This window comes from Kitasatospora sp. NPDC051170 (assembly GCF_044455705.1).
Taxonomy (GTDB): Bacteria; Actinomycetota; Actinomycetes; order Streptomycetales; family Streptomycetaceae; genus Kitasatospora.
Genome location: NZ_JBITFA010000012.1, coordinates 37,887 through 63,942, shown reverse-complemented (window position 1 = coordinate 63,942; position 26,056 = coordinate 37,887). Strand labels below are relative to the sequence as shown.

The 26,056-nt window shown below is 73.4% G+C and carries 26 protein-coding genes and 1 other RNA gene; 15 read left to right on the top strand and 12 right to left on the bottom strand.

Annotated elements, in window-relative coordinates:
* Positions 1-221 precede the first annotated feature (221 nt).
* Genes ACIBCA_RS24290 through ACIBCA_RS24280 form a run of 3 tightly spaced genes read left to right on the top strand, consistent with a single transcriptional unit; the run spans position 222 to position 2,963 of the window.
* Entirely contained in the window at positions 222-1,058 is an 837-nt protein-coding gene (locus tag ACIBCA_RS24290; protein WP_396285076.1) for a Nif3-like dinuclear metal center hexameric protein, read from the top strand.
* Positions 1,059-1,081: 23 nt separating this feature from the next.
* Positions 1,082-1,825, top strand: a complete 744-nt coding sequence (locus ACIBCA_RS24285) for a zinc ribbon domain-containing protein (RefSeq protein ID WP_396285075.1) — start codon at positions 1,082-1,084, stop codon at positions 1,823-1,825.
* 4 nt (positions 1,826-1,829) lie between these two features.
* The gene (locus tag ACIBCA_RS24280; RefSeq protein ID WP_396285074.1) at positions 1,830-2,963 is read left to right on the top strand and encodes a bifunctional RNase H/acid phosphatase; all 1,134 of its coding nucleotides are present in this window, start codon (positions 1,830-1,832) and stop codon (positions 2,961-2,963) included.
* A 13-nt stretch (positions 2,964-2,976) separates the two neighbouring features.
* Here the strand turns inward: ACIBCA_RS24280 and yaaA are convergent, their stop codons facing one another.
* Both yaaA and ACIBCA_RS24270 read right to left on the bottom strand, forming a co-directional pair.
* Positions 2,977-3,762 (bottom strand): peroxide stress protein YaaA, encoded by a 786-nt coding sequence (gene yaaA / locus ACIBCA_RS24275; protein WP_396285072.1) that lies wholly within the window; start codon positions 3,760-3,762, stop codon positions 2,977-2,979.
* Between the two features lie 42 nt (positions 3,763-3,804).
* Positions 3,805-4,239: a DUF3995 domain-containing protein gene (locus ACIBCA_RS24270; protein WP_396285071.1), complete on the bottom strand. Its 435-nt coding sequence runs from the start codon at positions 4,237-4,239 to the stop codon at positions 3,805-3,807.
* A gap of 267 nt (positions 4,240-4,506) precedes the next feature.
* On the opposite strand from ACIBCA_RS24270, the gene ACIBCA_RS24265 reads away from it, so the two are divergent.
* The 3 genes from ACIBCA_RS24265 (at position 4,507) to rnpB (ending at position 7,914) form a co-directional block, all read left to right on the top strand.
* Positions 4,507-6,000, top strand: coding sequence for an RNB domain-containing ribonuclease (locus ACIBCA_RS24265; RefSeq protein ID WP_396285070.1), 1,494 nt, complete (start codon positions 4,507-4,509; stop codon positions 5,998-6,000).
* A 27-nt stretch (positions 6,001-6,027) separates the two neighbouring features.
* Positions 6,028-7,503, top strand: coding sequence for an MFS transporter (locus tag ACIBCA_RS24260; RefSeq protein WP_396285069.1), 1,476 nt, complete (start codon positions 6,028-6,030; stop codon positions 7,501-7,503).
* Between the two features lie 13 nt (positions 7,504-7,516).
* An RNA gene (gene rnpB, locus ACIBCA_RS24255) (RNase P RNA component class A) lies at positions 7,517-7,914 on the top strand.
* Between the two features lie 68 nt (positions 7,915-7,982).
* On the opposite strand, the gene ACIBCA_RS24250 is transcribed toward rnpB, so the two are convergent.
* Entirely contained in the window at positions 7,983-8,240 is a 258-nt protein-coding gene (locus tag ACIBCA_RS24250) for a hypothetical protein (RefSeq protein ID WP_031075430.1), read from the bottom strand.
* Between the two features lie 70 nt (positions 8,241-8,310).
* Positions 8,311-8,709, bottom strand: a complete 399-nt coding sequence (locus ACIBCA_RS24245; protein ID WP_396285068.1) for an ACT domain-containing protein — start codon at positions 8,707-8,709, stop codon at positions 8,311-8,313.
* Between the two features lie 155 nt (positions 8,710-8,864).
* On the opposite strand from ACIBCA_RS24245, the gene ACIBCA_RS24240 reads away from it, so the two are divergent.
* Complete coding sequence (locus tag ACIBCA_RS24240; RefSeq protein ID WP_396285067.1) at positions 8,865-9,530, top strand: PadR family transcriptional regulator; 666 nt, start codon at positions 8,865-8,867, stop codon at positions 9,528-9,530.
* A gap of 55 nt (positions 9,531-9,585) precedes the next feature.
* Here ACIBCA_RS24240 and ACIBCA_RS24235 read toward each other — a convergent pair whose 3' ends face one another.
* A complete protein-coding gene (locus ACIBCA_RS24235) occupies positions 9,586-9,795 on the bottom strand; it encodes a hypothetical protein (protein WP_396285066.1) in 210 nt (69 codons plus the stop codon).
* Positions 9,796-10,211: 416 nt separating this feature from the next.
* Here ACIBCA_RS24235 and ACIBCA_RS24230 point away from each other — a divergent pair, with 416 nt between their 5' ends.
* The gene (locus tag ACIBCA_RS24230; protein WP_396285065.1) at positions 10,212-10,904 is read left to right on the top strand and encodes a bifunctional DNA primase/polymerase; all 693 of its coding nucleotides are present in this window, start codon (positions 10,212-10,214) and stop codon (positions 10,902-10,904) included.
* A gap of 48 nt (positions 10,905-10,952) precedes the next feature.
* Here ACIBCA_RS24230 and map read toward each other — a convergent pair whose 3' ends face one another.
* Positions 10,953-11,798, bottom strand: a complete 846-nt coding sequence (gene map / locus ACIBCA_RS24225; RefSeq protein WP_396285064.1) for a type I methionyl aminopeptidase — start codon at positions 11,796-11,798, stop codon at positions 10,953-10,955.
* A 105-nt stretch (positions 11,799-11,903) separates the two neighbouring features.
* Here map and ACIBCA_RS24220 point away from each other — a divergent pair, with 105 nt between their 5' ends.
* A complete protein-coding gene (locus ACIBCA_RS24220; RefSeq protein WP_396285063.1) occupies positions 11,904-12,128 on the top strand; it encodes a hypothetical protein in 225 nt (74 codons plus the stop codon).
* Here the strand turns inward: ACIBCA_RS24220 and ACIBCA_RS24215 are convergent.
* Both ACIBCA_RS24215 and ACIBCA_RS24210 read right to left on the bottom strand, forming a co-directional pair.
* Positions 12,125-13,477, bottom strand: coding sequence for an MFS transporter (locus ACIBCA_RS24215; RefSeq protein WP_396285062.1), 1,353 nt, complete (start codon positions 13,475-13,477; stop codon positions 12,125-12,127). The two genes, ACIBCA_RS24220 and ACIBCA_RS24215, sit on opposite strands and share 4 nt — an antisense overlap.
* 91 nt (positions 13,478-13,568) lie before the next feature.
* On the bottom strand, positions 13,569-14,174 hold the full coding sequence (locus tag ACIBCA_RS24210) for a hypothetical protein (protein WP_396285061.1): 606 nt from the start codon (positions 14,172-14,174) through the stop codon (positions 13,569-13,571).
* Between the two features lie 47 nt (positions 14,175-14,221).
* On the opposite strand from ACIBCA_RS24210, the gene npdG reads away from it, so the two are divergent.
* Both npdG and ACIBCA_RS24200 read left to right on the top strand, forming a co-directional pair.
* Positions 14,222-14,935, top strand: coding sequence for an NADPH-dependent F420 reductase (gene npdG, locus ACIBCA_RS24205; RefSeq protein WP_396285060.1), 714 nt, complete (start codon positions 14,222-14,224; stop codon positions 14,933-14,935).
* 59 nt (positions 14,936-14,994) lie between these two features.
* On the top strand, positions 14,995-15,294 hold the full coding sequence (locus tag ACIBCA_RS24200; protein WP_396285059.1) for a hypothetical protein: 300 nt from the start codon (positions 14,995-14,997) through the stop codon (positions 15,292-15,294).
* Between the two features lie 198 nt (positions 15,295-15,492).
* Here the strand turns inward: ACIBCA_RS24200 and ACIBCA_RS24195 are convergent, their stop codons facing one another.
* Positions 15,493-16,263 carry a site-2 protease family protein gene (locus ACIBCA_RS24195; RefSeq protein WP_396285058.1) on the bottom strand — a complete coding sequence of 257 codons (771 nt, stop codon included), beginning with the start codon at positions 16,261-16,263 and terminating at the stop codon, positions 15,493-15,495.
* Positions 16,264-16,447: 184 nt separating this feature from the next.
* Between ACIBCA_RS24195 and ACIBCA_RS24190 the strand changes: the two genes are divergently transcribed.
* Positions 16,448-19,867 carry an AfsR/SARP family transcriptional regulator gene (locus ACIBCA_RS24190; RefSeq protein ID WP_396285057.1) on the top strand — a complete coding sequence of 1,140 codons (3,420 nt, stop codon included), beginning with the start codon at positions 16,448-16,450 and terminating at the stop codon, positions 19,865-19,867.
* A gap of 167 nt (positions 19,868-20,034) precedes the next feature.
* On the opposite strand, the gene ACIBCA_RS24185 is transcribed toward ACIBCA_RS24190, so the two are convergent.
* Both ACIBCA_RS24185 and ACIBCA_RS24180 read right to left on the bottom strand, forming a co-directional pair.
* The gene (locus tag ACIBCA_RS24185) at positions 20,035-20,856 is read right to left on the bottom strand and encodes an ABC transporter permease (RefSeq protein WP_396285056.1); all 822 of its coding nucleotides are present in this window, start codon (positions 20,854-20,856) and stop codon (positions 20,035-20,037) included.
* Positions 20,853-21,878: an ATP-binding cassette domain-containing protein gene (locus ACIBCA_RS24180; protein WP_396285055.1), complete on the bottom strand. Its 1,026-nt coding sequence runs from the start codon at positions 21,876-21,878 to the stop codon at positions 20,853-20,855. The genes ACIBCA_RS24185 and ACIBCA_RS24180 overlap by 4 nt, the downstream gene beginning before the upstream one ends.
* A 296-nt stretch (positions 21,879-22,174) precedes the next feature.
* Here ACIBCA_RS24180 and ACIBCA_RS24175 point away from each other — a divergent pair, with 296 nt between their 5' ends.
* Both ACIBCA_RS24175 and ACIBCA_RS24170 read left to right on the top strand, forming a co-directional pair.
* The gene (locus tag ACIBCA_RS24175; protein WP_396285054.1) at positions 22,175-22,297 is read left to right on the top strand and encodes a hypothetical protein; all 123 of its coding nucleotides are present in this window, start codon (positions 22,175-22,177) and stop codon (positions 22,295-22,297) included.
* Between the two features lie 67 nt (positions 22,298-22,364).
* A complete protein-coding gene (locus ACIBCA_RS24170) occupies positions 22,365-23,168 on the top strand; it encodes an aminoglycoside phosphotransferase (RefSeq protein ID WP_396285053.1) in 804 nt (267 codons plus the stop codon).
* A gap of 40 nt (positions 23,169-23,208) precedes the next feature.
* Here ACIBCA_RS24170 and panB read toward each other — a convergent pair whose 3' ends face one another.
* Positions 23,209-24,078 carry a 3-methyl-2-oxobutanoate hydroxymethyltransferase gene (panB, locus tag ACIBCA_RS24165; RefSeq protein WP_396285052.1) on the bottom strand — a complete coding sequence of 290 codons (870 nt, stop codon included), beginning with the start codon at positions 24,076-24,078 and terminating at the stop codon, positions 23,209-23,211.
* Positions 24,079-24,334: 256 nt separating this feature from the next.
* Between panB and ACIBCA_RS24160 the strand changes: the two genes are divergently transcribed.
* The gene (locus tag ACIBCA_RS24160) at positions 24,335-25,975 is read left to right on the top strand and encodes an MFS transporter (protein WP_396285051.1); all 1,641 of its coding nucleotides are present in this window, start codon (positions 24,335-24,337) and stop codon (positions 25,973-25,975) included.
* Positions 25,976-26,056 lie beyond the last annotated feature (81 nt).

Genomic DNA, 26,056 nt, shown 5'->3' with positions numbered 1-26,056 from the left:
TCGTAAGGGTGATCCGGGGGCGGTTTCGAATTCGTACGAGCACGTGACTGTGCGCATCGGGCGCCCGGCCCCCCTGTGCGCGGGTTGACGCCGCCGCGCGCCCCGCCGAGCACCCGTACGCGCAAGGCACCCGCGTCCGAACGACGCCCACCGCCGTCCTGCCGGAGCCCCCGGCATCGGCCGAGGCCCGACCGCCCCCACGCGCACGGTAGTCTCGACTGGTGCCGAAACTGTCCGACGTCATCGCCGCCCTCGAAGAGGTCTACCCCCCGCAGTGGGCGGAGTCCTGGGACGCCGTCGGCCTGGTCTGCGGAGACCCTCAGGCCGAGGTCGCCCGCGTGCTCCTCGCCGTCGACCCCGTCCAGGCGGTCGTGGACGAGGCCGTGGCGTGGGGCGCGGATCTGGTGGTCACCCACCACCCCCTCTACCTGCGCGGCACCACCAGCGTCGCCGCCACCACCTTCAAGGGCCGGGTGGTGCACACGCTGATCACCAACGGCATCGCCCTGCACGTCGCGCACACCAACGCCGACCACGCCGACCCGGGCGTCTCGGACGCCCTCGCCGAGGCGGTCGGCCTCGAGGTCACCGGCCCGCTGGTGCCGGACCCGACCGACCCGCTGGGCCGCCGGGGCAGCGGCCGCATCGGCCTGCTCGAGCCCCCGCTGACCCTGACGGCCTTCGCCGCCCGCGTCGCCGAGGGCCTGCCCGCGACCGCCGCCGGCGTGCGCGTCTCCGGGGACCCGGACCGGCTGGTGAGCCGGGTCGCGGTGTGCGGAGGCTCCGGCGACTCCTTCCTCGCCGACGTACGGGCCGCCGGCGTCGACGCCTACCTGACGGCCGACCTGCGCCACCACCCGGCCTCGGAGGCCTCCGAGGCCGCGCCGGTCGCCCTGCTCGACGCCGCGCACTGGGCCACCGAGTGGCCCTGGCTCACCCTCGCGGAGCGCGCCCTGCGCGCCGCCGCCGCCGAGCGCGGCTGGACGGTCGAGACCAAGGTGTCCCACCTGGTCACCGACCCGTGGACCGCGCACGCCCCCATGTCCTTCCCCGCCTGACCCGATTCACAGGAGCCTTCCGCTTGAACGCCGCGCCCGCCGACCAGATCCGCCTGCTCGACCTCCAGGCCATCGACTCCAAGCTCGACCAGCTGGCCCACCGGCGCCGGAGCCTGCCCGAGCACGCCGAGATCGACAAGGTCACCGCCGACCACACCGCGCTCAAGGACCTCGTCGTCGCCGCCGAGGCCCAGCTGGGCGACACCACCCGTGAGCTGACCAAGGCCGAGCAGGACGTCGAGCAGGTCCGCGCCCGCTCCGCCCGCAACCAGCAGCGCCTGGACTCCGGCGCGGTCACCTCGCCGAAGGACCTGGAGAACCTCCAGCACGAGATCGGCTCGCTGGCCAAGCGCCAGGGCGACCTGGAGGAGGTCGTGCTCGAGATCATGGAGCGCCAGGAGAGCGCGAAGACGCGCGTCGAGGAGCTGGGCGCCCGCCTGGAGCACTCCACCGTCGTGCTCAAGGAGGCGGAGGGCCGCCGCGACGCCGCCTTCGCCGAGATCGACGGCGAGGCCGAGAAGGTCCGGCGCGACCGCGAGGCCGTCGCCACCGTCCTCCCGGCCGACCTGCTCAAGGTCTACACCAAGCTGCGCGAGACCCAGGGCGGCGTCGGCGCGGCCCGCCTCTACCAGCGCCGCTGCGAGGGCTGCCGCACCGAGTTCTCCATCACCGAGCTGAACGCGATCAAGGCCGAGCCGGCCGACAAGGTCGTCCGCTGCGAGAACTGCTCGCGGATCCTGGTCCGCACCGCCGACTCGGGCGCCTGATCCCGTGCCGGCGCGCTTCGTCGTCGAGGCGGACGGCGGGTCCCGGGGCAACCCGGGGCCGGCCGGCTACGGCGCCGTGGTCCGGGACGGGGACACGGGGCAGGTCGTCGCCGAGGCCGCCGAGTTCATCGGCCACGCGACCAACAACGTGGCCGAGTACCGGGGCCTGATCGCGGGCCTGCGGGCCGCCCACGCCCTCGACCCCGAGGCGAGCGTCGACGTCCGCATGGACTCCAAGCTGGTCGTCGAGCAGATGTCCGGGCGCTGGAAGATCAAGCACCCCGACATGCGCCCGCTCGCCGCCGAGGCCCGGGAGGTCTTCCCGGCCGGCCGGGTCACGTACGGCTGGATCCCGCGCGAGCGCAACAAGGACGCCGACCGGCTCGCCAACGAGGCCATGGACGCCGGGCAGGCCGGGCGGCAGTGGGAGCCGCGCAAGCCCGTCGTCGTCGCCGACGACGTCCCGCTGGAGACCGCCGCCCCCAAGGCCGGCTGGGCCGCCCCCGCCGACCTCGGCACCCCCACCACCTTCGTCCTGCTGCGCCACGGCGAGACCCCGCTCACCCCGGAGAAGCGCTTCTCCGGCAGCGGCGGCAGCGACCCGGAGCTCTCCGACAAGGGCCGCTGGCAGGCCGAGCGCGCCGCCGAGGCCCTGGCCGCGCGCGGCAGCGTCCAGGCCGTGGTCGCCTCCCCGATGCGCCGCACCCGGCAGACCGCCGAGATCGCCGCCGCCCGGCTCGGCCTGGAGGTCCGGTACGAGGAGGGGCTGCGCGAGGTCGACTTCGGCGCCTGGGAGGGCCTCACCTTCGCCGAGGTGCAGCAGCGCCACCCGGACGACCTGACGGCCTGGCTCGGCTCCACCAAGGCCAGGCCGACCGGCAGCACCGAGAGCTTCGCGAGCCTCACCCACCGGGCCGGCGTCGCCCGGGACAAGATCCTCGCCCGGTACGCGGGGAAGACGGTGCTGGTGGTCTCGCACGTCAGCCCGATCAAGACCCTGGTACGGCTGGCGCTGGGCGCCCCGCCGGACTCGCTGTTCCGCATGGAGCTGTCCGCCGCCTCGATCTGCGCCGTCCAGTACTACGCGGACGGCAACGCCTCGCTGCGGCTGCTGAACGACACCTCGCACCTGCGCTGAGCCTTTTACCGGCTCAGTGCACCTCGGTGACCACCACGTCGAGCTGCCAGGGCTTGCGCGCCGTGCCCTCGGCGGCGAGCTCGACGTGGTGGCCCAGCTCCCGCAGGGCGTCCATCAGCTCGCCGGGCGTCTTCGGCTCGGCCCCGGCGGTCAGCAGGTCCCGGACGATCCGGCCCTTGGTCGCCTTGTTGAAGTGGCTGACCACCGTGCGCCTGCCGTCCCGCTCCTGGAGCACCCGGACGGTCGCCGTACGGGAGGCCACCTCGCCGGCCGGCTTCCAGGCCGCCGCGTACGCGGAACTGCGCAGGTCCAGCACCAGCCCGTCCGCGACCTCCGGAAGCACAGGCGCCATCGCGCTCCGCCAGTACGCCCCGAGCGCCCCCGGGCCGGGGAGTTTCACGCCCATCGAGCAGCGGTACGACGGGATCCGGTCCGAGACGCGCACCGCGCCCCAGAGGCCGGAGAAGACGAGCAGCGAGCGCTCCGCCCGGTCGCGGGCGGCGTCGTCGAGAGTGGCCAGGCCCAGGTTGTCGAACAGCACCCCGGTGTACACCTCGCCCGCCGGACGGGCCCCGGCCGTGAGCAGCCCGGCGTTCTTGGCGATCTCGCCCCGCAGCCCGGGCGTCAGCCCCAGCACCCCGGCGGCGGCGTCCTCGTCGCCCCGGCAGAGCTCCACCAGCGCGTCCAGCACCGCCCCGCGCGCCGCCGTCAGCCCCGGCAGCGACAGGCCGCCGAGCGCCACCGGCGCACCGTCCCCGGACGAAGCCTTGCCTTCCGAGGGCGGCAACAGCACCAGCACAGGGGACTCCTCGATACTTTTCAGCGGACGAACCCCGCAACCCTACTGCCGAGCCCGGCCGACCACGGCGGCCCCGACCCCCAGCGCCAGGCAGAGCGGCGAGTAGTACCGCCGGTCCAGCCGCCGGAACCGCTCCGAACGCTCGACCACCGTCCCGAACAGCGCCAGCCCGCCGACCCCGCGTGCCAGCATCACCGCCGACACCGTCCGCACCCCGGCCCGCCGCACCCGCGCCGGCCCCACCGCCGGCACCACCCCGGCCTCCGCCGCCACCAGGTACGAGGCCGCCCCCAGCAACCCCGCCACCCCCAGACAGGCCGCCGCCGGAGGCACCCCCTCGCCCGTCCCCACCACGACGTCCGCGAACTCCTCCGGCGTCCGCAACGGCCACGGCGACACCGCCCACACCGCGTGCAACGCCCCCACCACCCCCATCCCCGCCGCCACCACGACCCCGGTCGCCTTCACCACGCCCATCACCCGAACCCCCTTCGCAGCAACACCCCGACTCCCCCCACCGTACGAGCCCTTACACCCGGCCAAACCGGTTGGGCCCCCACCGCCTGCGCCACTACCGTGAGTTGCGAGGAGAGTGAGTGAGATGACCCTGCGCCCCCTGAACCTGGTGCCCGGCGACGACGACGCCGTGGAGGAGTCCCTGCCCGTGCGGCTTGCCTCCGCGTTGGGCCGGTAAGCCTCCGCGCCTCCGCCCGGAATCACCCGATTCGCCCTACGCTGGCGTCCATGCCTCGCCGAAAACTGCGCGTCAAGGCCGCCGACTCCGCCCGGATCAACACCGAGCTCGCCGAGCTCCGCACCCGCCTGGAGATCCACACCGAGTGGCCCGAGGCGGTGCTGGCCGAGGCGGAGGAGGCGGCCGAGCGCCCCCGGACGCCCGAGCTGGACGCCACCGACCTGCCGCTGTTCACCGTCGACCCGCCCGGCTCCCGCGACCTCGACCAGGCCATGCACCTCACCCACCGCCCCGGCGGCGGCTTCCGGGTGTACTACGCCATCGCCGACGTCGCCGCCTTCGTCCACCCCGGCGGCGCCATCGACACCGAGGCCCGCCGCCGCGTCGAGACCCTCTACTTCCCCGACCACCGCGTCCCCCTGCACCCCGCCCGGATCTCCGAGGACGCCGCCAGCCTGCTGCCCGGCGAGCCCCGCCCGGCCCTGCTCTGGCAGCTCGACCTCGACGCCGAGGGCGCTCTCGTCCTCGCCGACCTGCGCCGCGCCATGGTCCGCTCCCACCGCCGCCTGGACTACGCCGCCGTCCAACGCGCCGTCGACCTCGGCGGCGCCGACGAGCAGCTCGCCCTCCTCGCCACCGTCGGGGGCCTGCGCGAGCGGCAGGAGCGCGACCGCGGCGGCGTGAGCCTGCCCGTGCCGGAGCAGGAGGTCGAGGAGACCCTGCACGGCTACGTCCTCGGCTACCGCGCCCCGAGCCCCGCCGACGGCTGGAACGCCCAGATCTCCCTGCTCACCGGCATGGCCGCCGCCGAGATGATGCTCGACGCCGGCATCGGCCTGCTGCGCACCCTGCCCACCGCGCCGCCCGCCGCGTACGAGCGGCTGCGCCGCATCGCCGCCGCCCTGGACGTGGACTGGCCGCAGGCGCTCCCGTACCCGGAGCTCATCCGCTCCCTCGACCCGGACGCCCCGCTCGACGCCGCCTTCCTCAACGCCTGCACGGGCCTGCTGCGCGGCGCCGGCTACCAGGCGTTCGACGAGTCCCGGGGCCTGCCCGCCCCCGCCGACCCGGGCCACGCCGCGATCGCCGCGCCGTACGCGCACTGCACCGCGCCGCTGCGCCGCCTCGGCGACCGGTTCACCCAGGAGGTGTGCGCGGCCGTCGCGGCGGGGGAGGAGGTGCCGGCCTGGGCGCGCGAGGCGCTGCCGGCCGTACCGGCGCTGATGGCGAGCGGGGACCGGCGGGCCGCCGAGGTCGAACGGGCCTGCGTGGACCTGCTGGAGGCGGAGCTGCTGGCGGGCCGGGAGGGCGAGGGCTTCTCGGCGGTGGTGATCGACGTGGACGCGAAGCGGCCGGGCACCGGCACCGTCCAGCTGCGCGAGCCCGCCGTCCGGGCCCGCTGCGATCGCGCGTCCGACGGAGCGTCCGACGGAGCGTCCGACGGCGCGTCCGAGCGCGCGGCGCTGCCGCTCGGCCGGGTCATCGACGTCCGGCTGACCACGGCCGACCCGGCCACCCGGACGGTCCGCTTCGCCGCCCTCTGAGCCGGGCGGGAGTGGGAGGATCTGCCTGTGCCCGACGCTCCCGCCACGCCACGCCGCCGCTTCCTCGTCCTCGCGATCTGCTGTCTGAGCCTGTTCATCGTCGGCCTGGACAACACGGTCGTGAACATCGCCCTGCCCGCGATCCAGAAGGACCTCGACGCCCCCGCCTCCGGGCTCCAGTGGATCATCGACGCCTACACCCTGGTCCTGGCCTCGCTGCTGATGCTGTTCGGCTCGGTGGCCGACCGCTTCGGCCGCCGCCGGGTGTTCCTGACCGGCCTGGCCTGCTTCGCGCTGGGCTCCCTGCTGTGCAGCCTCGCCCCGAGCCTGGGCTGGCTGGTGGCCTTCCGCGCCGTGCAGGCGGTCGGCGGCTCGATGCTCAACCCGGTGGCGATGTCGATCATCACCAACACCTTCACCGACCCGAGGGAACGGGCCCGGGCGATCGGCGTCTGGGGCGGCGTGGTCGGCATCTCGATGGCGCTCGGTCCGCTGGTCGGCGGCTTCCTGGTGGACGGCGCCGGCTGGCCGTCCATCTTCCTGATCAACGTCCCGGTCGCGCTGCTGGCCATGGCGCTGACCCTCCGTTACGTCCCCGAGTCCCGCTCGCCCCGCCCGCGCCGGCTGGACCCGGTGGGCCAGCTGCTGATGGTCGTCCTGCTCGGCTGCGGCACTGCCGCCATCATCGAGGGCCCCGGCAACGGCTGGACCTCCCCGCTGATCCTCGCCCTCGCCTCGGCCGCCGTCGCCGCGCTGATCGCCTTCCCGCTGTGGGAGCGCAGGGTCGCCGAACCGCTGGTCGACCCCCGCTTCTTCGCCAGCGCCCCGTTCACCGGCGCCACCGTCACCGCCGTCTGCGCCTTCTCGGCGCTCGGCGGCTTCCTCTTCCTCAACACCCTCTACCTCCAGGACGTCCGCCACTACGGCCCCGTCGAGGCGGGCCTGTGGACGCTGCCGATGGCCGGGATGATGCTGGTCTGCGCGCCGCTGTCCGGACGGATCGTCGGCGGCCGGGGCCCGCGCCTGCCGCTGGTCGCCGCGGGCCTGGGCCTCGCCGCCAGCGGCCTGCTGCTCACCCGCCTCACCGCCGACTCCCCGGCGGCGCTGCTGCTGGCCGCGTACGCGCTGTTCGGCTTCGGCTTCGGCATGGTGAACGCGCCGATCACCAACGCCGCCGTCTCCGGCATGCCCCGCGCCCAGGCCGGTGTGGCCGCCGCCGTCGCCTCCACCAGCCGCCAGGTCGGCCAGTCGCTGGGCGTCGCGGTGATCGGCACGGTCGTGACCTCCGCCGTGGTCGGCCCGGTGGCGACGGGCTTCGCCCCGGCCAGCCACGCCGGCTGGTGGATCCTGGTGGGCCTCGGCGCCGCGATCCTCACCCTCGGCCTGCTCACCACCACCCCCTGGGCCACCGCCACCGCCGCCCGCGTCGCCGCCCGCCTCGGCGGCGAGCCGCCCCTGGCCCGCCCCGACGTACGGCAGGCCCCGCCCGAGCGGCTACGATGACCACTACGGCGGAAGAGCCGGCCGGGCGGTCGCGACGGGTCCCAGACCCGCCGAGGAACGTCCGGGCTCCACAGAGCAGGGTGGTGGGTAACGCCCACCCGGGGTGACCCGCGGGACAGTGCCACAGAAAACAGACCGCCCACCGCTACGGCGCGTGGGTAAGGGTGAAACGGTGGTGTAAGAGACCACCAGCGGCCGGGGTGACCCGGCCGGCTAGGTAAACCCCACCTGGAGCAAGGTCAAGATCGGTGCCCTAGGGCGCCGTGCGCGGATGTTCGAGGGCTGCTCGCCCGAATTCGCGGGTAGACCGCACGAGGCTGTCGGCAACGGCAGCCCTAGATGGATGGCCGTCTCCCCGGGCCGCGCAAGCGACCCGGGTGACAGAACCCGGCGTACAGGCCGACTCTTCCGCCCCTGGACGTTCGAAGGCCCTCCGGCCCGCGCAGCTCGCGCGGGCCGGAGGGCCTTTTTTCACGCCCCTACGCCGGGTGGGCGCCGATGGCGTCGCGGATCTGGGTGCCGAGGCCGCCGTTGACGCGGGCGCAGTTGGCGCAGCAGAAGAACATGCCGGCGACTTCGACGCCGTGGCCGACGATGCGGACGTTGCAGTGTTCGCAGCGGGGGGCCAGCTTCTCCATGGCGCATTCGAAGCTGTCGAAGGTGTAGGTGTCGCCGGTGATCGTCTTGATCTCGAAGGCGAGCCAGTAGTCGTTCCCGCAGGTGACGCAGGTGGCCATCGGGGGTGCTTCCCTTCCAGTGGGTGCAGCGGCTGGTCCCAGTGTCGGAGGGGGAGCGGCGGGCGGCCACTCAGGCGGAGCGGGTGGAGAGGTCCTCCAGGGCGCGGACGGCGCGGTCGGCGTCGTCGGCGTTGACGAAGAGGTGGTCGTGGTGGAAGCCGGCCACCACGTTGCAGCTGATGCCGTCCTCGGCGAGCCGGGTGGCGACGGCGGCGGTGAGGCCGACGGCCTCCAGGGCGGAGTGGATCTGCAGGGTGATCCAGGCGGCCACGTACTCGTAGCGCAGGCCCAGCGCGTCCGCCTCCTCCTGGGCGACCACGACGGTGACCCCCTCGGGCTCGGCGACGGTCACCACCGGGCGCATCCCGGCGGGCACCTTCGCGGGGAGCGTGCAGTAGACGTACCGCCCGGGGTTCAGCAACGGGCGCATGCCGCGCAGGAGCAGCGCGAGATCTCTTTCACCGGCCATGCCCGTCACCGTAGCCGCTGCGGGGCGGCCGCGCGTGGATCGACGACATATCGGTAGCGTTGACGGCGATCGCTCACCGATATATCGTCGAGCTATCGAGACAGTGACTCGACTGTTTCGGAACGAGATGTGCAGGCAAACGGGAGGTGGGCGCGATGCGCTCAGGAATGCGATTTCGTGGAGAGGGTCCGCGCGGCGGAAGGCGTCGCGGTCCGGGGCCCGGGTTCCGGGGGATGACGGGCATGCCGGGCATGCCCGGGGAGGGGCTCGACGGGCGGGAGGCGTTCGGCGGCTTCGGGCCGCCGCGCGGCGGCCCGTACGGGCACGGGTTCGGCGGGCACGGCGGCCGGCGCGGAGGGCCGCACGGGCGGCGCGGCGGCCGGGCGCGGCGCGGGGACGTGCGCGCCTCGCTGCTGGCGCTGCTCAAGGAGCGGCCGATGCACGGCTACGAGATGATCGCCGAGATCACCGAGCGCACCGGCGGGGCCTGGCGGCCCAGCCCCGGCTCGATCTACCCGAACCTCCAGCTGCTGGAGGAGGAGGGCCTGATCACCTCCGAGACGGTCGGCGGCAAGCGGCTGGTCTCGCTCACCGAGGCGGGCCGGGTCGAGGCCGAGGCCGGTCAGGCGGAGCCGTGGGCCGAGGCGGGCCGGGAGGTCGACTGGGCGGCCGTCCAGGAGGTGGGCCAGGCGCTGGCCGCCGTGGACCAGGCCATCCGGCAGGTCATGACCACCGGCACCGAGGCTCAGCGCACCAAGGGGCTCGCGGTGCTGACCGAGGCCCGCAAGAAGCTGTACCTGATCCTCGCCGAGGACGACTGACCCCCGAACGGGGCCGGCCGGCCCAGGACCGGCCCCGACGGGGTGTCAGCGGACGTCAGCCGGAGGCGGCCTCGTCGTACTCGTAGCGCCAGAACCAGCTGAGGCCCCGTACCTGCTTGCTGCGGACGTACACCAGCGTGCGCCCGGGGGAGTCGCCGTGGGCGGGGACGGGGACCTTGTACTTCTTGGGCACACCGAGCATCGGGCCCAGGGGGATGGGCAGGACCTTGCCGTCCAGGGGGCCGCCCACGAATTCGGTGTCCACGCTCTTCACCCCCCAAGGGTCTCATCCCGCGGCGAACGGGGAGGCGGGGTGAGGCCCCGGTGCGGGGAGTGTGACCGGAGAGGCACCGCCCCCGGTCATCCGGAGGGCCCGCGCACCCTTATCCTTCCTGTTACGCCCCCGGGGTCCACCCCGGGTCAGCGGGCCCGTACGGGCCGGGCGGGGCGCGCGTCGGCGCGCCCTCCGGCCGTCTCCGGCGCGGACAGCGTGCTGCCGCGACAGGCGTACCGAGACCCGGGCGTCGGCCGTCCGGTGACCCCGGTCCACGGCCGGCGAGGCGCGGACAGCAGGGCCGAGCACCGCATCGGGAAGCACCGGCGGGTGCCGTGCGTTGCGTCCCAGTGGTACGTCGAACGCCGTGTCGCACGGGGCCACGGCAGTTGCGCGGAAGGGGCTCGATGGAAGCCGGCAGCAGGTGGACGACCTGGTGGCAGAAGCGTGATCGTCAGCGGAGCGGGGCCGCGGACGGGCCGGCCGCCCGGCTGGACCAACTGCTCGGCGCGGTGCGCGCGGGCTTCCCCGTCGCCCCCGCCGCCCACCCGGCCGGATACCGCTGTTCCTGTGACCGGGTGGCCTGTCCGGCCCCGGCGCGGCACCCGGTCTCCTTCGCCTGGCAGACGCAGGCCACCACCGACCCCGAGCAGCTCTCCCGCTGGCTCGCCCGCGACCCGCTGGCCAACTTCATCACCGCCACCGGCCGGGTCCACGACGTGCTGGACGTCCCGGCCGAGGCCGGACGGCTGGCGCTGGAACGGCTGACGGCGCTGGGCGTCGAGGGCCCGGTCGCGGCGGTCGGCGAGGACCGCTACCTGTTCTTCACCGCCACCCGCACCCCGCAGGACGAGGACGAGTGGTGGGACAGCGCGCTGGACTCCACCCCCGACACCGACTCCGAGCACCCCGGCATGCGCTGGCACTGCCGCGGCTCGTACACCCTGCTGCCCCCGGCCGCCCTCCCGGACGGCTCCCAGGTGTCCTGGCTGCGCGGGCCCGACCTGCCGCTGCCGGACCCGCTGCGCGTGCTGGACGTGCTGACCGACGCCTGCACCGAGACGGGCGCCGTCGCCGAGGAGCAGTGGATCATCGGCTGAGCAGCTGAGCAGCTGAGCAGCTGAGCGGCTGACGGCGCCCGGTGGGGGTCACGGCAGGGTGAGGATCTCCGCGCCGTCCGCCGTGACCACCAGGGTGTGCTCGAACTGGGCGGTGCGCTTGCGGTCCTTGGTGACGACCGTCCAGCCGTCCGGCCAGATCTCGTAGTCGTACGTGCCCAGGGTGAGCATCGGCTCGATGGTGAAGGTCATGCCCGGCTTGATGACCTCGGTGGCCCGCTCGCTGTCGTAGTGAGGGATGATCAGGCCGGAGTGGAACGACGTGTTGATGCCGTGCCCGGTGAAGTCCCGCACCACGCCGTAGTCGAAGCGCTTGGCGTAGGACTCGATCACCCGGCCGATGACGTTGATCTGACGGCCCGGCTTGACGGCCTTGATCGCCCGGTTCAGGGACTCCCGGGTGCGCTCGACCAGCAGCCGCGACTCCTCGTCCACGTCGCCCACCGAGTAGGTGGCGTTGAGGTCGCCGTGCACCCCGTGGATGAACGCGGTGACGTCGATGTTGACGATGTCGCCGTCCCGCAGCACGGTCGAGTCCGGGATGCCGTGGCAGATGACCTCGTTGATCGAGGTGCAGACGGACTTGGGGAAGCCCCGGTAGCCGAGGTCGGACGGGTACGCGTCGTGGTCGCACATGTACGCGTGGGCGACGGCGTCCAGCTCGTCCGTGGTCACGCCGGGGGCGATCAGCTTGGCCGCCTCCTCCATCGCCCGGGCGGCGATCCCGCCCGCGATCCGCATCTTCTCGATCGTCTCGGCGCTCTGCACCTCGGGCCCGGTGTACGGCGTCGGCGCGGGCTTGCCGACGTACTCGGGGCGCGCGATGTGCGCCGGGACCTTGCGGGTGGGGGACTGGATGCCGGGTTCGAGAGCCATGGCGGCGAGTCTAGTCGTGAGGACCGGGCCACCCGGGCGGTGTGCGGAGCGCCCCTGAGCGGGGAATGATCGGTAGCGACCCCTCTGTCTGAACAGGAGAGCCCCATGCCCCTCGGATTCCACCGCAAGACCACCGGCAAGCCGGGCGAGTGGTTCTACTGCATCAAGCACGCCAAGGTCGAAGAGGGCCCCGAGTGCCCCGCCAAGGACCGCCTCGGCCCCTACTCCACCCCCGAGGAAGCCGCCCGCGCCCTGGAAACCGCCGCCGAACGCAACGAGGAGTGGCGCGAGGACCCCCGCTGGAACGACCAGGGCCCGAAGCCCTCCTAGACGGCAGCGTCCTCCTCGGCCTCCTCGGCCTGCTCGGCCTGCTCGGCCTGCCGGTGGTGTTGTTCGCGGACGGCGGTGGTGTGGGGGTCGGTGCGGTCGTCGTAGGCGAGGAGCTTGGGGAGGGCGGCGGCGACGGCGAGGACGGCGGCCACGCAGGCGAGGCCGCCGGTCCAGACGGCGGCGCGGGCGCCGATGAGGCCGGCCATGGTGCCGGCGCGGACCTGGCCGAGCTGGGGGCCGACGGAGAAGCTGAGGAGCTCGACGCCGGCCATCCGGCCCCGGACCTCGTCCGGGATGGACTGGTTCCACATGGTGGAGCGGGCGATGCCGCTGATCTCGTCGGCGCCGCCGGCCAGGGCCAGGCCGAGGAGGACGATCCAGATGTTCGCGGTGAGCCCGGCCAGGGCCATCGAGGCGCCCCAGGCGACGGCCGCGACCACCAGCAGGCGGCCGTGCCGGTGCACCCGGGAGGTCCAGCCGCTGGTCGCCCCGATCAGCAGGGCGCCGACGGCGGAGGCCGCGTACATCGGGCCGAGCGCCCAGTCCGCGTCCAACTCGGAGGCCAGGAAGGGGAAGACGGCGACCGGGAAGGCGAACAGCATGGCGCACATGTCGATCGCGTAGGTGCCCAGCAGGTCCTTGCGGCTCCACGCGTACCGGATGCCCGTCAACACGGCCCGGACGGACGGCCGTTCGGCCCCGGTGGCGGGCGGGACGGCCTTGATGCGGACGAGCAGGAGCAGGGAGACGGCGAAGGTCAGCACGTCCAGCGCGTACGCGGTCTGCACCCCGGAGAAGGCCACCACGACACCGGCCAGCGCGGGCCCGGCGATCGAAGCCACGTTGTGGTACAGCGACTTGAGGGCGAAGGCGGCGCTCAGGTGCTCGTGGGGGACGAGCCTCGGCAGCAGCGAGTCCAGGGCCGGGCGCTGGAGCCCGTCGCAGGCCGCGACCAGGGCGGCGACCACGTAGATCGGCCAGAGCACCGGGTGCGGCAGCAGGGCGTTGAGCAGCAGCAGGGCGGCGAGCAGGCCGAGCCCGATCTCGGAGCGCAGCACCAGTTTGCGGCGGTCCAGGGCGTCGGCGAGCGCCCCGCCCCAGAGGCCGAAGACGATCAGCGGCACGAGTTCGACGGCGCCGATCAGGCCGACGGCGAAGGAGGAGTCGGTGAGCTCCTTGATCTGCATCGGTACGGCGACGAAGGTCAGGAAGCCGCCGAAGCTGGTGACGCAGCCGCTCGTCCACAGGAGGCGGAAGTCGCGGGATTCGCGCCACGGGGACAGGTCCGGGGCGAGGGAGCGCAGCGTCGTGCGCAGGCGACCGGGATGGCTCGGCTCGTCGTCGTTCACGAACGACCATCCTCGGACGGCGGTTCCGCCGCCCGCAACGGGTTTTTCACCGGGTGCCGACTCACCGGCCGCCGGCTCACCAGCGACGGACTCACCAGCGGCTGATCGCCGGCCCCGCCGTCAGCCGCCCCGCCAGCTCGGCCAGCCGCCCCAGCGCCGAGCGGCGCGTGGGCGGCTCCCCGGCGGCGGCGCTGACCAGGTGCTGGGCGAGGTCGAAGGGCTCCTCGGCGGTGGTGCCGACCCCCAGTCGCTCGTGCGCCAGGCCCCCGAGGTCGCCCGGCTCGCCGGGGGCGGCGCCGTCCAGGGCGAGGACGGTCGCGCCCTGGCGCCGGGCGTCCTGCACCCGTTCCAGCAGCGGCACGCCCGCCGCCGAGGGGGCCACCACCAGGACGGTCGCCCCGCGCCCGGCCGCGGCGAGCCGACCCAGGCCGTACGCCAGGTGCGCGGGGGCGCCGGCGGGCGGGCGGTGGCGCAGCAGGGTGGGCGCCAGCCGGGGGACGGCCGACCAGGCGGCCTCGTCGTCCAGGTGGGCGGCCAGGTGCCAGGGCTCGTACGCCTCGGTGCCGACCAGCAGCAGGTCGCCGGCGCCGCGCCGCTCCACCGAGCGACGCAGCGAGCCGGCGAAGCCGCCGACCGTCTCCAGCCAGCCGGTGCCGGCCAGTCGTTCCCGGAGTGCGGTGACCCTGAGCGCGTCCATGCGGCCCAGGATGTCGCGCCGGGCACGGGGTTTGGGAGGATCGGGCCATGACTTCCCTCGATTCAGCGACAAACGCCCCGAAGCCCTCCGCCCGCGAACTCCCGGACGTCTCCCAGCTGGTGGTCGGTGTCCTCGGTGGCACCGGCGACCAGGGCCGGGGCCTGGCCCTGCGGCTGGCCAGGGCCGGCCAGCAGGTGATCATCGGTTCCCGCGACGCCGCCCGGGCCGAGGCCTCGGCGGCCGAACTCGGCGACGGAGCCCTCGGTGTGCGCGGCGCCGACAACGCGACCGTCGCCCGGGAGAGTGACGTGGTGATCGTCGCGGTGCCCTGGGACGGCCACGCGGCCACGCTGAGCGCGCTGCGCGAGGAGCTGGCGGGCAAGATCGTCGTCGACTGCGTCAACCCGCTCGGCTTCGACAAGCAGGGCGCCTACGCGCTCAAGCCGGAGGAGGGCAGCGCCGCCCAGCAGGCCGCCGCCCTGCTGCCCGACTCCCGGGTCACGGCCGCGTTCCACCACCTCTCGGCGGTGCTGCTCCAGGACGAGTCGGTGGAGCGGATCGACACCGACGTCCTGGTGCTCGGCGAGGAGCGGGCCGCCACGGACATCGTGCAGGCGCTGGCGGAGCGCATCCCCGGCATGCGGGGCGTCTTCGCGGGCCGGCTGCGCAATGCCCACCAGGTGGAGGGGCTGGTGGCGAACCTGATCTCGGTCAACCGCCGCTACAAGGCCCACGCGGGCCTGCGGATCACCGACGTGTGACACCCGCCGGGTGTGTCGGCCTCACCCCTGGACGGGCTCCGGGGGTGAGGTCGGCGACAATGGGTCCCGGCCGTGACCCGGCCGACCCCGACCCGCCGATCGACCCGGTCGGCCCCGATCCGGCCGACCTCTGCCCGGCCGACCCCGCCCGAGGAGCCCCCGCCATGCCCCGCACGACCCTGTTCGCCCTGACCGTCGTCGTCCTCGCGCTGGCGGCCACCGTGATCTCGGCACTCAACGCGTTCTGGCTCGGCCTGGTGCTGTGGCCGCTGCTCGCGGGCGTGGCGAGCAACGTGATCTGGCTCGACCGCCGCCGCGCCAGGATCCTCGAGGCGTCCGCTGCGGCTCAGCAGGGCTAGGCCGGGCCTAGGCCCTCTCTTTCGGATCTTGCCGGGCGGTCGCCGCCGGGGCACGCACCTCGACGGCTTCTCGTCAGTCACCAATGCTCCGCAGTGGCTCCCTCCTCGGCACCGCCGATGCACGCACCCATGGGGGTACCTCCCGGCCGAAGGCTGGGGGAGACGCCCGCTCACCCGACAAGATCCGAAAGAGAGGGCCTAGGTCCAGAAGCGGAACAGCGCGTACCCGTAGCCGGCCGCGTTCCCGTTCACGCCGAACAGCTCGATCACGTTGTACACCGCGTCGAAGAACAGCCTGTTCACCCGGGGTTCCCACAGCAGCGCGAACACCGCGAACACGCCGTACGGCGCGAAGGGCTCGATCGAGCGCCGGGTCTTGTACGACAGCCAGGGCTCGACGATCCCGTAGCCGTCCAGGCCGGGAACCGGCAGCAGGTTCAGCAGCGCGGCGCTGATCTGGAGCAGGGCGAGGAACGCCATCGCGGAGCCCAGGTTCAGGTTGGTCACCCACCCCGCGCTGAGCGGGATCAGCAGCGCCGCCGCGAAGAGGACGTTCGTCAGCGGCCCGGCCGCCGAGATCAGGCTGTGCTTGAGCCGGCCCTGGACGCGGTGCCGCTCGATCCACACCGCGCCGCCCGGCAGGCCGATGCCGCCGAGGATCACCATGACGATCGGGAGCACGAGGCTGAGGAACACGTTGGCGTACTTGAGCGGGTTCAGCGTGAGGTAGCCCTTGGCGCCCACGGTGATGTCGCCGCCGTGCAGCGCGGTGCGCGCGTGGGCGTACTCGTGCAGGCAGAGCGAGACGACCCAGCCCGAGACCACGAACAGGAAGACCCCGAAGCCCGCGGTGCCGTAACCCGTGGACAGCGCCCAGGCGGAGGTGCCGAGGACGGCGAGCAGCACCCAGAACACCGGGCTGATCCGGCGGTCCTCGCTGCGGGAGCGCTGCGTGGAGGCGAAGGTCATCTCAGGGTGCTCCGGGTGCGGGGTGACGGGGGTCGGGTTCGATCATGCCGGGCGGTGCGGGGGCCGGACAAGCCGTTCCCGGTGAACGTCCGAGGCTCCCGCCGGGTTCCGCCCGCGAGGAGGGCCTGTCCGGGGGCGCGCACAAGTGTGCGCCCCCGGCCCGCGGATCGACCAGAATGGTCCGGTGCACTACGGCATCCTCGGCACCACCACGGCCCATCACGACGACGGCACACCGGTGCCGCTCGGCGGCGCCCGGCTGCGCGCCCTGCTCACCGCACTGGCCCTGCGGCAGGGCCGGCCCGTCCCGGCGGACCTCCTGGTCGACGAGGTGTGGGAGGCGGAACCGCCGCAGGATGCCTCCGCCGCCCTCCAGACCCTGGTCGGCCGGCTGCGCCGCACCATCGGCCGCGACGAGGTCGGCTCCGGCCCGGCAGGCTACTGGCTGACCTCCTCCGCCACCGACCTCGCCGAGTTCCAGCGGCTGGGAGCCGAGGGCCGTCGCGCCCTCGACGCGGGCGACCACGCCCTCGCCGCCGAGCGGCTGCGCGCCGCCCTCGCCCTGTGGCGCGGCCCGGCGCTGGCCGACCTGCCCGACCGCTCCGGCCCGGCCGTCCGCCTGGAGGCCCAGCGGGAGGAGGCCCGCCGCCACCGGATCACCGCCGACCTCGAGCTCGGCCGCGCCGCCGACCTGGTGGCCGAACTCGCCGAACTCTGCGACCGCCGGCCCTCGGACGAGCCGTTGCAGCAGCTGATGCTCCGGGCGCTGCACCTCAGCGGCCGCACCGCCGAGGCGCTGCGCCACTACGAGCGCACCCGGCGCGCCCTCGCGGAGGAGCTCGGCGTCGACCCTGGGCGGCAACTCCAGGCCCTGCACGCCGAGTTGCTCGCCTCCACCGAGAGCGCGAGCCCTGAGGAGCCGGTGGTCCGGACGGCCGAGGCAGCCGAGACGGCCGAGACGGTCGAGACGGCGGAGACGGCCGAGGCGCCGAAGCCCGGTCCCGCGCCCAAGTCCCCGCGCCCGGTGGGTAATCTGCGCGGCCGGCTGACCAGCTTCGTCGGCCGCGAGGCCGATCTCGCCACCGTACGAAGCCTGCTGACGGACCGTCGGCTGGTGACCCTCATCGGCCCCGGCGGCTCCGGCAAGACCAGCCTCTCCGTCGAGGCCGGCCGCGCCGAACAGCCCGGCGGCGCCTGGCCGGACGGCGTGTGGATCGCCGAACTCGCCCCGCTGGAGAGCCCGGAGGCCGTCCCCGCCGCCGTGGTCTCCGCGCTCGGCCTGCGCGACCTGGTGCTGCACACCAGTGTGGTCGCCGAGGTGATGGAGAAGCGCCCCGAGGACCCGGTGCGCCGCCTGGTCGAGCACTGCGGCCACCGCCGGATGCTGCTCGTCCTCGACAACTGCGAGCACCTGATCCAGGCCGCCGCCGAGCTCGTCGCCGTCCTGCTCGCCGAGTGCCCGGGCCTGGCCGTGCTCGCCACCAGCCGGGAGCCGCTCGGCGTGCCCGGCGAGACGGTGCTGCCGGTCGAACCGCTGCCCGACCCGGTGGCCCTGCGGCTGCTCACCGAGCGCGCCGCCGCCGCCCGTCCGGGCTTCGACCCGGGGAGCGACCCGCAGGCGTGCGCCGAGATCTGCCGCCGCCTGGACGGGCTGCCGCTGGCCATCGAGCTGGCCGCCGCCCGGCTGCGGGTGATGACGGCCCGCCAGATCGCCGACCGGCTCGACGGCCGCTTCGCCCTGCTCACCGCCGGCAGCCGCACCCTGCTGCCGCGCCAGCAGACCCTGCGCGCGGTGGTCGACTGGAGCTGGGACCTCCTGGGCAAGCGCGAGCGTGCGGTGCTGCGCCGCCTCGCGGTGTTCACCGGCGGCTGGCAGCTGGAGGACGCCGAGGCGGTCTGCGCGGACGACTCCGAGGTGGCCCCGGAGGACGTCGCCGACGTGCTGCTCTCCCTCGTCGACAAGTCCCTGCTGGTCGCCGACCTGGATGAGGGCGGAGGCGAGGGCGGGGGCCTGCCGCGCTACCGGATGCTGGAGACCATCCACGAGTACGCGACCGAGCGCCTCGCCGAGTCCGCCGCCGAGCGCGCCGCGACCGAGGCCCGCCATCTGCACCGCTTCCGTACGGTCGTCGCCGGCGCCGACCAGGCCGTCCACGGCCACGGGCAGCTGCACTGGCTCGGCGTGCTCGACCGCGAGCAGGACAACATCCGCGCCGCCCTGCGCCGCGCGATCGACCTGCGCGACGAGCAGCAGGCGCTCGTCCTCGTCCTCGGCCTGGCCTGGTACTGGGGGCTGCGCGGCTACAGCCGGGAGGCCCGGGGCTGGTACGAGGCCGTCGCCGCGCTCGGCGGCGACCCGTTCGCCGACGACGCGCCGACACCGGTGCCGCTGGACCGCAACGTCCTGGAGTACCAGCTGCCGATGCCCGCGGGCGTGGTCGAGGAGGCCCGCCGCCTGCTGGCCATGTTCCGGCTGATGGGGCTGTTCGAGGGCAACCTCGAGGTGCTCGGGGACCCGAAGGCCGTCCGCCTCGCCCGCCGCCTGCTGGAGGTGTACGGGCCGGAGCTGCCGCAGTCCTACCGCTTCCCGGCGCTGATGCGGGTGTTCGCGGCGTTCCTGGCCGGCCGGATGGAGCTGATGCGGGACCTCCTGGACGACGCCGTGCGCGGCAGCGAGATCCATGGGAAGCCGCACGACCTGGCCTTCGTCCTTCAGGTGCGGGCCAAGGCCCTCAACGACTGGCCCGACGGGCAGGACCAGAGCCTGCGCGACCTCGACCGCTCGCTGGAGATCTTCGAGCGGGCCGGAAACCTCTGGGGGATCTCCCAGGCGCTCTCGGCCCGCGGCGAGGCGCTGGCGAACCGGGGCGACACCGAGGGGGCGACCGCCGCGTTCGCGCGGGCCATCGAGATCGCCGAGCGGCTGGGCGCACCCCAGGAGGTGCCGATCCTGCGGGTGCAGCTGGCCAGTGTCCTGGTGGAGCGGGACATGGCGGCCGGGGAGCGGATGATCCGGGAGACCATGGCCGGGCTGGCGGGGCCGGCGGCGGACCAGGCCACCGTGGGCGCCGTCCTGCTCGGACACCTGACGCTGTGCGGCATCCACGCCTACCGCGGCGAGTTCACCGAGGCGCTGGCGGAGCTGGAGTCGCTGGAGGTGACCAGGGTCGGGTTCTTCGCCCCGGGCCTGACGACCGGACTGCTGACCACCGCGAAGGGCTGGGTCACCGCCCGGTCGGGCGACGCCGACACCGGCTTCACGCTGCTGCGCGAGGGCTGGCGGCTGGTCCGCAGCCTGGACTCGGTCTCCGGCTTCGCGGAGCAGATGACGGTGATGCTGGTCCCGGCCGTGATCGGGGTACTGCGCGCCCTCGCCGAGGCCCATGAGGACGATGAGCGGGCCCGGACGGCGGCGCTCCTGATCGGCGCCCAGGGCGGGCTGAACGGCCCCAAGGGCGGCTACCTGGAGCGGCACGAGCGCGACCGCGCCATCGCGGGCCTGCGCGCCCGGCTGGGGGAGGGGACCTTCGAGGCGGTCCGCGCGGAGGGCTCCCTCCTGAACCACCGGCAGACCCAGGAGTTGCTGGCGGAGATCCTCGACTGACGGCCCGTCGAGGCGCCCGGGGTCTGCCCGGGAACGACGAAGGGCCGGCCGGTGCCCGTCCCCAGGGTTCACCGGCCGGCCGTACCTCCGGCGGGCGGCCTGTCCCGGGCCGCCCGCCGATCCCGTCGGTCACACCCCCGTGAGGCGGCCGACGGAGTTCTCGGGGCTCAGGTCCGCTTGCGGAACCGGGCCACCGCCAGCGGGGCGAAGATCGCCGTCGAGACCGCCGACCAGACCAGCACCACCATCACCGGGTGGGCCACCGCCCCGTGGCCGTTGAGCAGGGCCCGGGAGGCGTCGGCCAGCGCGGACAGCGGGTTGACCTTGGTGAACGCCTGGAGCCAGCCCGGCATGGTGTCGGTCGGTGCGAAGATCGAGCTGCCGAACTGCATCGGCAGCAGCACCAGCATGGAGACGCCCTGGACGGCCTGGGCGCTGCGCAGCGCCATGCCCAGCAGCATCGAGATCCAGACGATCGACATGCCGAACACCATCGACAGACCGACGGTGGCCAGCAGCTCCGGCACCCCGGTCTTCAGCTCGAAGCCGAGCAGGAAGCCGAAGGTCAGCAGGATCGCCGTGGATAGCAGGGCCCGGAGCGACTCGGCCACGATCTTGGACAGCAGCACGGAGGCCCGCCCGATCGGCAGGGTCCGGAAGCGGTCCATCACCCCGGTCTGGAAGTCGCTGTTCAGGCCGGTGCCCACGGCCAGCGCCAGGGTCATCCCGGTCTGCCCGATCAGGCCCGGGATCATGTACTGCTTGTAGGCGTCCTGGTCCCCGGCGAACATGGCGCCGCCGAAGACGTAGACGAAGAGCACGGTGAAGACGATCGGCATCAGCACGGCGTCGAACATCGACTCCGGGTCGGCCTTGATCCTCATCAGGTTGCGCCTGGTCAGCGCGCCGACGTGGCGCAGGTTGGCGGCCAGGCCGATCCGGGACTCGTCGCCCCGGGCGTGGGCGGGGGCGAGCGTGGCGGTGGTCATGCGACGGTCTCCTTGGCGTGGCCGGGGGCGGTGGCGGTGGCGCGGTCGGCGGCGGGCTTGCCGGTGATGGCGAGGAAGACCTCGTCCAGGCTGGGCACCTTGGTGTCGATCCCGGCGATCGCGAAGCCGCGCCCGCCGAGCACCCCGATGACGGCGGTCAGGTGCGCCTCGCCGACGATCGGCACCGCGAGCAGCCCGGTGTCCTCGGAGTACGTCGCGTTGGTGACGCCGGTCTCGTACAGGCAGCGGGCCATCTCGGGCAGCTCGGCCGGGTGCACCGGGCGGACCTGCAGGGTCTGGCCGCCGACCCTGGCCTTCAGCTCGTCGACGCGGCCGCTGGCGATGACCCTGCCGCGGTCGATGACGGTCAGCTCGTCGGCGAGCTGCTCCGCCTCCTCCATGTACTGGGTGGTGAGCAGCACGGTGCTGCCCTCGGAGACCATCCGCTGCACCTCGTCCCACACCTCGTTGCGGGTGCGCGGGTCCAGGCCCGTGGTGGGCTCGTCCAGGTAGAGCACCCGGGGGCGGCCGATCATGCTGGCGGCCAGGTCGAGACGCCGGCGCATGCCGCCCGAGTAGGTCTTGGCGATCCGGCCGGCGGCCTCGGTGAGCGAGAAGCGCTCCAGCAGCTCGGTGGCCCGGGCCTTCGCCTCGCGCCGGGGCAGATCGAGGAGGCGGCCGATCAGGTAGAGGTTCTCGTAGCCGGAGAGCAACTCGTCCACCGAGGCGTACTGCCCGGTCAGACCGATCGTGCGGCGCAGCTGCTTGGGCTGGCGCAACACGTCGTAGCCGCCGACGAACGCGGTGCCGGCATCCGGCTTGATCAGCGTCGAGAGCACCCGGACGAGCGTGGTCTTCCCGGCCCCGTTCGGGCCGAGCAGCGCGAGGACGGTGCCCTCGCGCACAGTGAGGTCGACCCCGTCGAGGGCCTTCGTCTCGCCGAAGTGCTTGACGATCCCCTGCACCTCGACGGCGTTCCCGGTGGTTCCCCGCGTGTTCGGGGCAGTGCCGATTCCTGTCATGCCCCCAAACTGCCCGACCCCCCTGTCGCCCCCCTGTCACGCCACCGAGCCCCCTGTCACGCCGCTGTCACCCGGCTGTCATCGCTTGGGGCCCTTCTCGGGCACCCACCATTTCAGCACCAACGAAACGGCCAAAGAGAAGTGCGGAACGTTGTAGCCCTTCCCCTCGGCAAGCCGAGGGGAAGGGCTACAACTAACCCACCCACCCATTCAGTGCGCAGAAGAGATTCGGAACAACAGGGGCGCCTCCTCGATCGAGGAGGCGCCCCTGAAACAAGAATCAATTTTGAACCGTCATGGTCGAGATGACCGCCACCCGCACGGAGAAGGACGACGACGAGATCAGGTTCGTCGACGACATGGAGGACTTCGGCGCCGACGCCCTCCCCGGATGCAGCGACGACAACCCGTACCGGTAGCACGCCCCCGGAGGCCGACCGCGCCGATGCCGTCGGCCTCCGGGCTGATTCTGGGAGCCTGTAGGTCGTGACCACCACGCGCATCCACTGGGCGGATCTGCCCGAAGCCGTGCACCAGGCTGTTTCTGTACGGCTTGGAGGTCCGATTCGTCGGGCGGAGACGGTCTCGGCCGGGTTCAACTCCGAGATCGCCGTCAGGCTCGCCACCGATGAGGGCAGCGTCTTCGTCAAGGGCTTGCGGCTCAGCCACCCGCGTGTGTGGACACAGCAGCGCGAGGCGGAGATCAACCCGTCCCTGCACGGCCTCGCGCCGACGGTGCTGTGGCACATGGAAGTCGAAGGATGGAGCCTGCTCGCGTTCGAGCACATCCGGGCCCGGCACGCCGACTACAAAGCGGCCGGGGACCTGGAGTCGATGGTTGACGTGCTGACCCGGCTCGGCCGTGTCCCGTGCCCCGGGATCGAACTCCGTCAGGCGGAGCAGCGATGGGCTGCGTATGTGGACGAGCCCGGGACGGCGGCCAGGTTCGCGGGTGACGCGCTGTTGCACACGGACCTGAACAACGAGAACGTGCTGGTTCAGGGAGAACGGGCGGTTCTGGTGGACTGGGCGTGGGCCACGCGCGGCGCGGCCTGGATCGACCCGGCTCTCTGGGTGATCTGGCTGATCGCGGCCGGTGGCCACAGCCCGGCTTCGGCGGAGGGCTGGGCCGCCAGGGTTCCGGCTTGGGGTCTCGGCGATCCTGCGCTGCTGGAAATCTTCGCGAAGGCTCAGGCCCGGATGTGGGCCGACATCGCGGGCAGCGAGCCGGATCCGTGGACGGCCAGCCTGAGCAGGGCGGCTCGGCGATGGGCCCGCTTCCGGGGGTGACGTCGCCGCTTCGGCGGGGCCGAAGCGGCGACGGGGCCGGTCAGTGGAAGGTGTGCTGTTCGGCGGGGAAGGTGCCGGTGCGGACCTCTTCGGCGAAGTCGCGGGCGGCGTCGCCGAGGACGGCGCGCAGGTTCGCGTACTGCTTGACGAACTTGGGGACGCGGCCCGCGGTCATGCCGGCCATGTCGGTCCAGACGAGGACCTGGGCGTCGGTGTCGGCGCCGCCGCCGATGCCGACGGTGGGGATGGCCAGCTGTTCGGTGACCTGGGCGGCCAGTTCGGCGGGGACGGCCTCCAGGACGACGGCGAAGGCGCCGGCCTGCTGGACGGCCTTGGCGTCGCGCAGCATCTGGTGGGCCGCCTCGTCGCCGCGGCCCTGGACGGGGTAGCCGCCGAGGGCGTGCACGGACTGGGGGGTGAGGCCGATGTGGGCCATCACCGGGACGCCGGCCTCGACGAGCAGTTCGATGGAGCGGGCGCTGCGCTCGCCGCCCTCGAGCTTGACGGCGCCGACGCCGGCGTCCTTCATCAGCCGGGCGGCGTTGTGCATGGCCTGCGCGGGGGACTCCTGGTAGGAGCCGAAGGGCAGGTCGGCGACGACCATGGCGCGCTTGGTGCCGCGGACGACGGCGGCGGAGAGCATCACCATCTGATCCATGGTCACGGGCACGGTGGTCTCGTAGCCGAGGTGGCAGTTGCCGGCCGAGTCGCCGACGAGCAGGACGGGGATGCCGGCCTCGTCGAACACCCCGGCGGTGAGGGCGTCGTAGGCGGTGAGCATGGCCCACTTCTCGCCGCGCTGCTTGGCGGCGGCGAGGTCGCGGACGGTGACCCGTCGGTTGGTGACCCCGCCGTAGAGGGAGGTGGTCGACGCCTGGTTCTGGGCAGGCGAAGGCGAGGAAGCGTTCATCGAACGGACTCCTGAAGGGTTGTCGTCTCGTGGCGCCGTGCGGCGTCCCCGGATCACCTCCATGCTTGCACGCCCCGGCGTGGGCGCAAAGAGGGGGGAGCACGCACGGGTGCGATCCGGGACACACCGGCTCTTTATGAAACGGATTCGTCTCGTATCGAAAAGAGGGCTAGGCTGACGTCCGGGGGTAATACGAGACGCACGCGGCTCGGAACCGCCCCGTACACCGCACCACCGAACCGGACGGGGAAGACCAATGACCACCGCAGCCGCGCCACCACGGGTACCGGAAGCCATCCACCGCCGCCGCTGGGCGATCCTGAGCACCCTGGTGCTCGCCCTGCTCGTCGTCGTGCTCGACAACTCGATCCTCAACGTCGCGATGAAGACCATCGCGACCCCGGCCCCGGTCGGCCTGGGCGCCACCCAGAGCGACCTGGAATGGGCGATCAACTCGTACACCCTGGTGTTCGCGGGGCTGCTCTTCACCTCGGGCCTGCTCGGGGACCGCTTCGGGCGCAAGCGCGCGCTGCTGGCGGGCATGGTCGTCTTCGGCATCGCCTCGCTGCTCTCCGCGATGGCCGGCTCGCCCGGTGAACTCGTGAGCTACCGCGCCCTGATGGGCGTCGGCGGCGCGCTGGCGATGCCCGCCACGCTGGCGATCATCATGAACGTCTTCGAGCGCGCCGAGCAGCCCAAGGCGATCGGCATCTGGGCCGGCGCGGTCGGCCTGGCCATCGCCATCGGCCCGATCACCGGCGGTCTGCTGATCGAGCACTTCTGGTGGGGCTCGGTCTTCCTGGTCAACGTCCCGATCGTGATCGTCGCCGTGATCGCGATGGCGATCCTGGTGCCCGAGTCCAAGGACCCGAACCCCGGGAAGATGGACCCGGTCGGCGTGCTGCTGTCGATCATCGGCCTGGTCGCGCTGATCTACGGCATCATCAAGGGCGGCGAGCTGGCCGACTTCACCGTCGTCGACGCCTGGCTGCCGACCCTGATCGGCGTGGTCGCCCTGGTCGCGTTCGTCCTGTTCGAGCGCCGCACCCGCTTCCCCGCGCTGGACATCTCCTGGTTCCGCAACAAGGTCTTCAGCGCCTCGGTCGTGGTCGTCGGCGTGATCTTCTTCGCGCTGATGGGCGTCTCCTTCTTCGGCGTCTTCTACATCCAGAGCGTGCGCGGCTACAGCGCCCTCCAGGCCGGCATGCTGATGCTGCCGATGGCCGCCGCCCAGCTGGTGTTCGCCCCGCGGGCCCGCCTGGTCGTCGACCGCCTCGGCGTCGCCGCCACCGCCGCGGCCGGCATGGTGCTCGTCGCCCTCGGCTTCGTCGGGTACGGCGTGATCACCGCGACCTCGCCGATCTGGGTGCTGATCGTCCTCGGCCTGGTCATGGGCGCGGGCATGGCGCACGTCATGCCGCCCGTCACCGTCGCCATCATGGGCTCGCTGCCGCGTGAGAAGGCGGGCGCGGGCTCGGCCGTCAACAACACCTTCCGCCAGGTCGGCGGCTCGCTGGGCGTCGCCGTCCTCGGCGCGGTGCTCTCCACCTCCTACCGCGACGGCATGTCCGACACCCTCCAGCAGCTGCCCCCCGAGTACCGGGACAAGGCCGGCGAGTCGCTGGAGGCCACCATGGCCGTCGCCGAGCACATGGGCGACAAGGGCAAGGGCCTGATCGCCCCCGCCTTCGACTCCTTCATGCACGCCATGCACGTCGTCTCCTGGCTCTCCGTGGCCATCTCGATGGTCGGCGCGCTCGTCGCCTGGTTCCTGCTTCCGCGCCGCACCGCCGCCCCCGGCGGTCCGGCCGGCCAGGTGCCGCCGCAGGCCGACCAGGCTTCCGCGCAGGACGCCCAGGGCGGCCAGGCCCGCGCGGCCGCGGCCGCGGACGCCTGACCAGCCGCGAAGCGCACGAGGACTGAGTGACAATGGCCCTGTCGACCGGACGCCGTCCGGCCGGCGGGGCCGTCGGCGGCA

What these genes read in the sequence shown, in the direction of transcription:
- ACIBCA_RS24270 (WP_396285071.1), bottom strand. Translation starts at nt 4,239, where the DNA reads ATGGGCGTGGTGAAGGCGACCGGGGTCGTGGTGGCGGCGGGGATGGGG.
- ACIBCA_RS24265 (WP_396285070.1), top strand. Translation starts at nt 4,507, where the DNA reads ATGCCTCGCCGAAAACTGCGCGTCAAGGCCGCCGACTCCGCCCGGATC.
- ACIBCA_RS24250 (WP_031075430.1), bottom strand. Translation starts at nt 8,240, where the DNA reads ATGGCCACCTGCGTCACCTGCGGGAACGACTACTGGCTCGCCTTCGAG.
- ACIBCA_RS24245 (WP_396285068.1), bottom strand. Translation starts at nt 8,709, where the DNA reads ATGGCCGGTGAAAGAGATCTCGCGCTGCTCCTGCGCGGCATGCGCCCG.
- ACIBCA_RS24240 (WP_396285067.1), top strand. Translation starts at nt 8,865, where the DNA reads ATGCGCTCAGGAATGCGATTTCGTGGAGAGGGTCCGCGCGGCGGAAGG.
- ACIBCA_RS24230 (WP_396285065.1), top strand. Translation starts at nt 10,212, where the DNA reads ATGGAAGCCGGCAGCAGGTGGACGACCTGGTGGCAGAAGCGTGATCGT.
- map (WP_396285064.1), bottom strand. Translation starts at nt 11,798, where the DNA reads ATGGCTCTCGAACCCGGCATCCAGTCCCCCACCCGCAAGGTCCCGGCG.
- ACIBCA_RS24220 (WP_396285063.1), top strand. Translation starts at nt 11,904, where the DNA reads ATGCCCCTCGGATTCCACCGCAAGACCACCGGCAAGCCGGGCGAGTGG.
- ACIBCA_RS24210 (WP_396285061.1), bottom strand. Translation starts at nt 14,174, where the DNA reads ATGGACGCGCTCAGGGTCACCGCACTCCGGGAACGACTGGCCGGCACC.
- npdG (WP_396285060.1), top strand. Translation starts at nt 14,222, where the DNA reads ATGACTTCCCTCGATTCAGCGACAAACGCCCCGAAGCCCTCCGCCCGC.
- ACIBCA_RS24200 (WP_396285059.1), top strand. Translation starts at nt 14,995, where the DNA reads ATGGGTCCCGGCCGTGACCCGGCCGACCCCGACCCGCCGATCGACCCG.
- ACIBCA_RS24195 (WP_396285058.1), bottom strand. Translation starts at nt 16,263, where the DNA reads ATGACCTTCGCCTCCACGCAGCGCTCCCGCAGCGAGGACCGCCGGATC.
- ACIBCA_RS24185 (WP_396285056.1), bottom strand. Translation starts at nt 20,856, where the DNA reads ATGACCACCGCCACGCTCGCCCCCGCCCACGCCCGGGGCGACGAGTCC.
- ACIBCA_RS24180 (WP_396285055.1), bottom strand. Translation starts at nt 21,878, where the DNA reads ATGACAGGAATCGGCACTGCCCCGAACACGCGGGGAACCACCGGGAAC.
- ACIBCA_RS24175 (WP_396285054.1), top strand. Translation starts at nt 22,175, where the DNA reads ATGGTCGAGATGACCGCCACCCGCACGGAGAAGGACGACGACGAGATC.
- panB (WP_396285052.1), bottom strand. Translation starts at nt 24,078, where the DNA reads ATGAACGCTTCCTCGCCTTCGCCTGCCCAGAACCAGGCGTCGACCACC.
- ACIBCA_RS24160 (WP_396285051.1), top strand. Translation starts at nt 24,335, where the DNA reads ATGACCACCGCAGCCGCGCCACCACGGGTACCGGAAGCCATCCACCGC.